This window comes from Kribbella sp., from assembly GCF_035655035.1.
In the GTDB taxonomy this organism is placed as follows: domain Bacteria; phylum Actinomycetota; class Actinomycetes; order Propionibacteriales; family Kribbellaceae; genus Kribbella.
Window position 1 is genome coordinate 1 of the sequence record NZ_DASRVN010000757.1, and the last position, 3,497, is coordinate 3,497.

5 protein-coding genes are annotated in these 3,497 nt (G+C 69.1%); 4 read left to right on the forward strand and 1 reads right to left on the reverse strand.

The annotated features are described in order from the left end of the window. The 3 genes from VFF46_RS38515 to VFF46_RS38525 form a co-directional block, all read left to right on the forward strand. The coding region (locus VFF46_RS38515; protein WP_325042220.1) for a helix-hairpin-helix domain-containing protein at positions 1-594 on the forward strand (594 nt) is incomplete at its 5' end. A gap of 100 nt (positions 595-694) precedes the next feature. Then, positions 695-2,242, forward strand: coding sequence for a hypothetical protein (locus tag VFF46_RS38520; protein ID WP_325042221.1), 1,548 nt, complete (start codon positions 695-697; stop codon positions 2,240-2,242). Beyond that, positions 2,242-2,466: a hypothetical protein gene (locus VFF46_RS38525; RefSeq protein WP_325042222.1), complete on the forward strand. Its 225-nt coding sequence runs from the start codon at positions 2,242-2,244 to the stop codon at positions 2,464-2,466. The genes VFF46_RS38520 and VFF46_RS38525 overlap by 1 nt, the downstream gene beginning before the upstream one ends. 58 nt (positions 2,467-2,524) lie before the next feature. Here the strand turns inward: VFF46_RS38525 and VFF46_RS38530 are convergent, their stop codons facing one another. Further along, a complete protein-coding gene (locus VFF46_RS38530) occupies positions 2,525-3,169 on the reverse strand; it encodes an ACT domain-containing protein (RefSeq protein WP_325042223.1) in 645 nt (214 codons plus the stop codon). 201 nt (positions 3,170-3,370) lie between these two features. Here VFF46_RS38530 and VFF46_RS38535 point away from each other — a divergent pair. Further along, positions 3,371-3,497, forward strand: a 127-nt coding sequence (locus tag VFF46_RS38535; RefSeq protein ID WP_325042224.1) for an Asp-tRNA(Asn)/Glu-tRNA(Gln) amidotransferase subunit GatC, incomplete at its 3' end; no start/stop codon positions are given.

Here is a 3,497-nt window from a genome sequence, read left to right on the forward strand (position 1 = left end):
TCGGCGAACGCGCGCAAGCTGATCGCGAACCTCGAGGAGGCCAAGTCCCGGCCGCTGTCGCGGGTGCTGGTCGCGCTGTCGATCCGGCACGTCGGACCGACCGCCGCCGTCGCGCTCACCGAGGTGTACGACAACATCGACGACATCCGGGCGGCGAGCGAGGAGCAGCTGGCCGAGATCGAGGGCGTCGGGCCGACCATCGCGCAGGCGATGATCGAGTGGTTCCAGGTGCCGTGGCACCAGCAGATCGTCGACAAGTGGCAGGCGTCCGGCGTGCTGATGCGCGAGGAGCGCACGGGTCCGGAGCTGCCGCAGACGCTGACCGGGCTGTCGGTCGTCGTGACCGGGACCGTCGAGGGGTTCAGCCGCGACGAGGCGACCGAGGCGATCGTCGGGCGCGGGGGGAAGGTCGCGAGCTCGGTGTCCAAGAAGACGTCGTTCGTGGTGGTCGGGGACTCGCCGGGGTCGAAGTACGACAAGGCCGTTCAGCTCGGCGTACCGATCCTGGACTCCGCCGGGTTCCGGGTGCTGCTGGACGACGGGGCCGAGGCAGCGGCCGCGGTGGCGAGCAGGCCGGCCGCCGGCGAGTCCTGAGTCCGGCAGAAGAATCCGCGGCCGGACGGATCCGCCGACCGGGCTGAGCCGTCCGACTGTTAACTTTGCACGTCGAGATCTGGGTCAGAAGGAGCAACATATGACGACGCCGCCGCAGGGACCATGGGGTCCTGGGCAGCCGGGGGGCCAGCCAGGCGGGCAGCACGGGGGACAGGGAGGTGCGCCGCAGCAGCCGCAGCAGGGTGGCTGGGGACAGCAGCCTCCCGCTCAGGGCGGTGGCTGGGGGCAACAGCCTCAGCAGCCGCAGCAGGGCCAGCCCCAGCAGGGCCAGCCCCAGCAAGGCCAACCGCAGCAAGGTCAGCCTCAGCAGGGGCAACCTCAGCAGGGTCAGCCTCAGCAGGGTCAGCCTCAGCAGGGGCGCTCGCCGCAGGACCGGCCGCAGCCGGGCGGCTGGGGTCAGCAGCCCGGCCAGCAGGGCCAGCAGCAGGGTGGTGGCTGGGGTCAGCAGTCGCAGCAGGGCGGCGGTGCGTACCAGCAGCAGTCCTGGGGCCAGCGTCAGCAGCAGCCGCAGCAGGGTGGTTGGCACCAGCAGCAGGGCGGTCAGCCCGGGCAGTGGCAGCCGAGTGGTCAAGGCGGTCCGGGCGGCGGCTCCAAGGGCCCGGGTGGCATCAGCAAGGACAAGATGCCGCTGGTGATCGGCGGTGGCGTGGTCGGCATCGTGCTGATCGGCCTGCTGGTCTTCCTCGGCATCCGCGCGTTCGGCGGCGGCGACAGCCCGTCGAGCCAGCCGAGCAGCGGCCAGAGCCAGGGCGGCGACCCGTCGGCGTCCCCGTCTTCCGGCTCCAGCAGCGGAGGTGAGCTCGGTAACGCGACCGGCCAGGCGAAGAGCACCACCGACAAGCTGCAGGGCATGGGCTTCGGGTGCAGCGACCTCTTCAACACCGGCCAGGGCGTGCACCGCGGCTGCTTCAAGCTCGAGAGCAACGGCAAGTCGTCGCAGGTCATCTTCCAGTTCAAGTCCGACGGCACGATCATCGCCGTCCGGGTGCAGAGCCAGGACGAGGACAACAACAACAACGCCCAGGTCTCGTTCGGCCAGGCGCTGCAGGCGATCGGCAACGACAACTTCGGTGGCGACGCGGTGACGAAGATCCAGGATGCCGTCAAGACCGGTCAGCGGTCCTCCGAGGTCGGGACGGGCTGGGGCTCGTTCCAGGTGAACAACAACGGATCCGACCTCTACGTCACCGGTCACAAGAACGGCGAGGAGTCCCTGGAGCTGCCGGATCAGTCCTTCGACACCACGGCGCCGCAGCTGACCGCGGCGTTGAAGGCCAAGACGTACAACTGCACGAGCTCCTGCCGCAAGGACGTCGGAAAGTACGGCTCCCAGCGGGCGTTCTTCTACGCCAGCGCGGGCAAGGGCATCAAGGACCTGCAGTTCAGCGCCTCCGCGGACAGCAGCAGCGCGGCGAAGACCGCGATGAACTCGGTGATGAACGACGTGTTCGCCGTGCTGAAGGGTGGCAATGTGGCCGCGGTGAAGTCGTACATCCAGGCGCACAACGACGGCAAGGCGTACGCTGCTTACGTCGGCGGTTGGTACGTCGAGATCGAGGCCGCCGACAACTCCGGTAGCTACGGGTCGCAGACGATCAGCATCAAGTGGGAGTCGTTCTACGCGTGATGAAGTTCCCCCGGGAGAAGCGGGAGTCGCGGACGGTGGCGCAGCCGCCGCCCGAGGCGGTCCAGCGGGTCGACGGCGGTGGGCCCTGGGGCCCCACCCAGTTCGACCTCCCGGACCGGAACGGGTCCAACAGCCAGGCGATCCTGATCGTGGCCCTCGTCGGGATCGTCGTGCTGCTGGTGATCGCCGGCCTCTGGGCCCTGGCCTACTTCCAGTTCACCTGATGCGGAACGTCGGAAACCCCCACCCGCCGCGGCGAGTGGGGGTTTCTTGTGCGTATGGTCAGGCGGTGGCGCGGATCGTGACGGCCAGCGACGCCAGGTAGGACAGGCGGGCGACCTCGGAGCCGAGGAACTCGGGGCCGCCGCGGCGGCCGATCACCAGCACCCGGCGGTCGGACTCCAGCGGCGCCGCGACCAGCACGGACTCCGCGAGACCCTTGTGGTCCGGGGCCTCCAGCGTGGTGGCCTTCGCCAGCGGCAGCCATTGCCCGGCGACGTCGCCGAACTCCGGTGTCGCGCTGGTCTCCAGCGCCACCTTCACCTCGCTGCCGGTGCCGTCCAGCAGTGCCGCCCAGTCCGCGTGCAGCACGGCCGGCGACTGCTCGACCAGGAGGTCGATCGCGTCGGCGGGCGCGGACGTCATCTGCTCGACCGCCTCGAGGTCCATGTGCAGCCCACCGCCGGCGCCGTACCGCGAGAACCAGATGACCTCGACGTCCGGGACGCTGTTGCAGGCCGAGACCAGCCGGTCCGGCAGCACGCCGGGTGGCAGGTCGACCACGATGTCGTCGACCGCGGTGCCGTTCTCCCGGCGGTGCTCGACGATCTCGATCGCGTGGATGTCGGCGTTCACCTCGCCGAGAGCTGTCGAGACCGTCCCGAGACTTCCCGGGCGGTCGGGGATGATCAAGCGCAGCAGGAACACCGAACGATCATCTCCCAGACCATCACCTTGCGCGTAACGCCTTGTCGCCGCCCATGTTACAGAGCGGTAGGGAAGGACACGCCCGCCCGCCCCGTCGGGAGTTGTCCACAGGGGAAATACGTCTGTCACAGACGGCCCACTAAGCTGACCTAGGTCACGTGTCTACGTGACCTCCGGTTACTGCACGCATTGGATCAGTTCATGCCATCGATTACCCGCGAAGAGGTTGCGCACCTGGCGCGACTGGCGCGGATCGAGCTCTCCGACGACGAGCTCGACCACCTTGCGCCGCAGCTCGACCAGATCATCACCCTGGTCGGGCAGGTCA

Excerpts from the sequence above, each read along its gene's own strand:
- VFF46_RS38525 (WP_325042222.1), top strand. The coding sequence starts at position 2,242 with ATGAAGTTCCCCCGGGAGAAGCGGGAGTCGCGGACGGTGGCGCAGCCG.
- VFF46_RS38520 (WP_325042221.1), top strand. The coding sequence starts at position 695 with ATGACGACGCCGCCGCAGGGACCATGGGGTCCTGGGCAGCCGGGGGGC.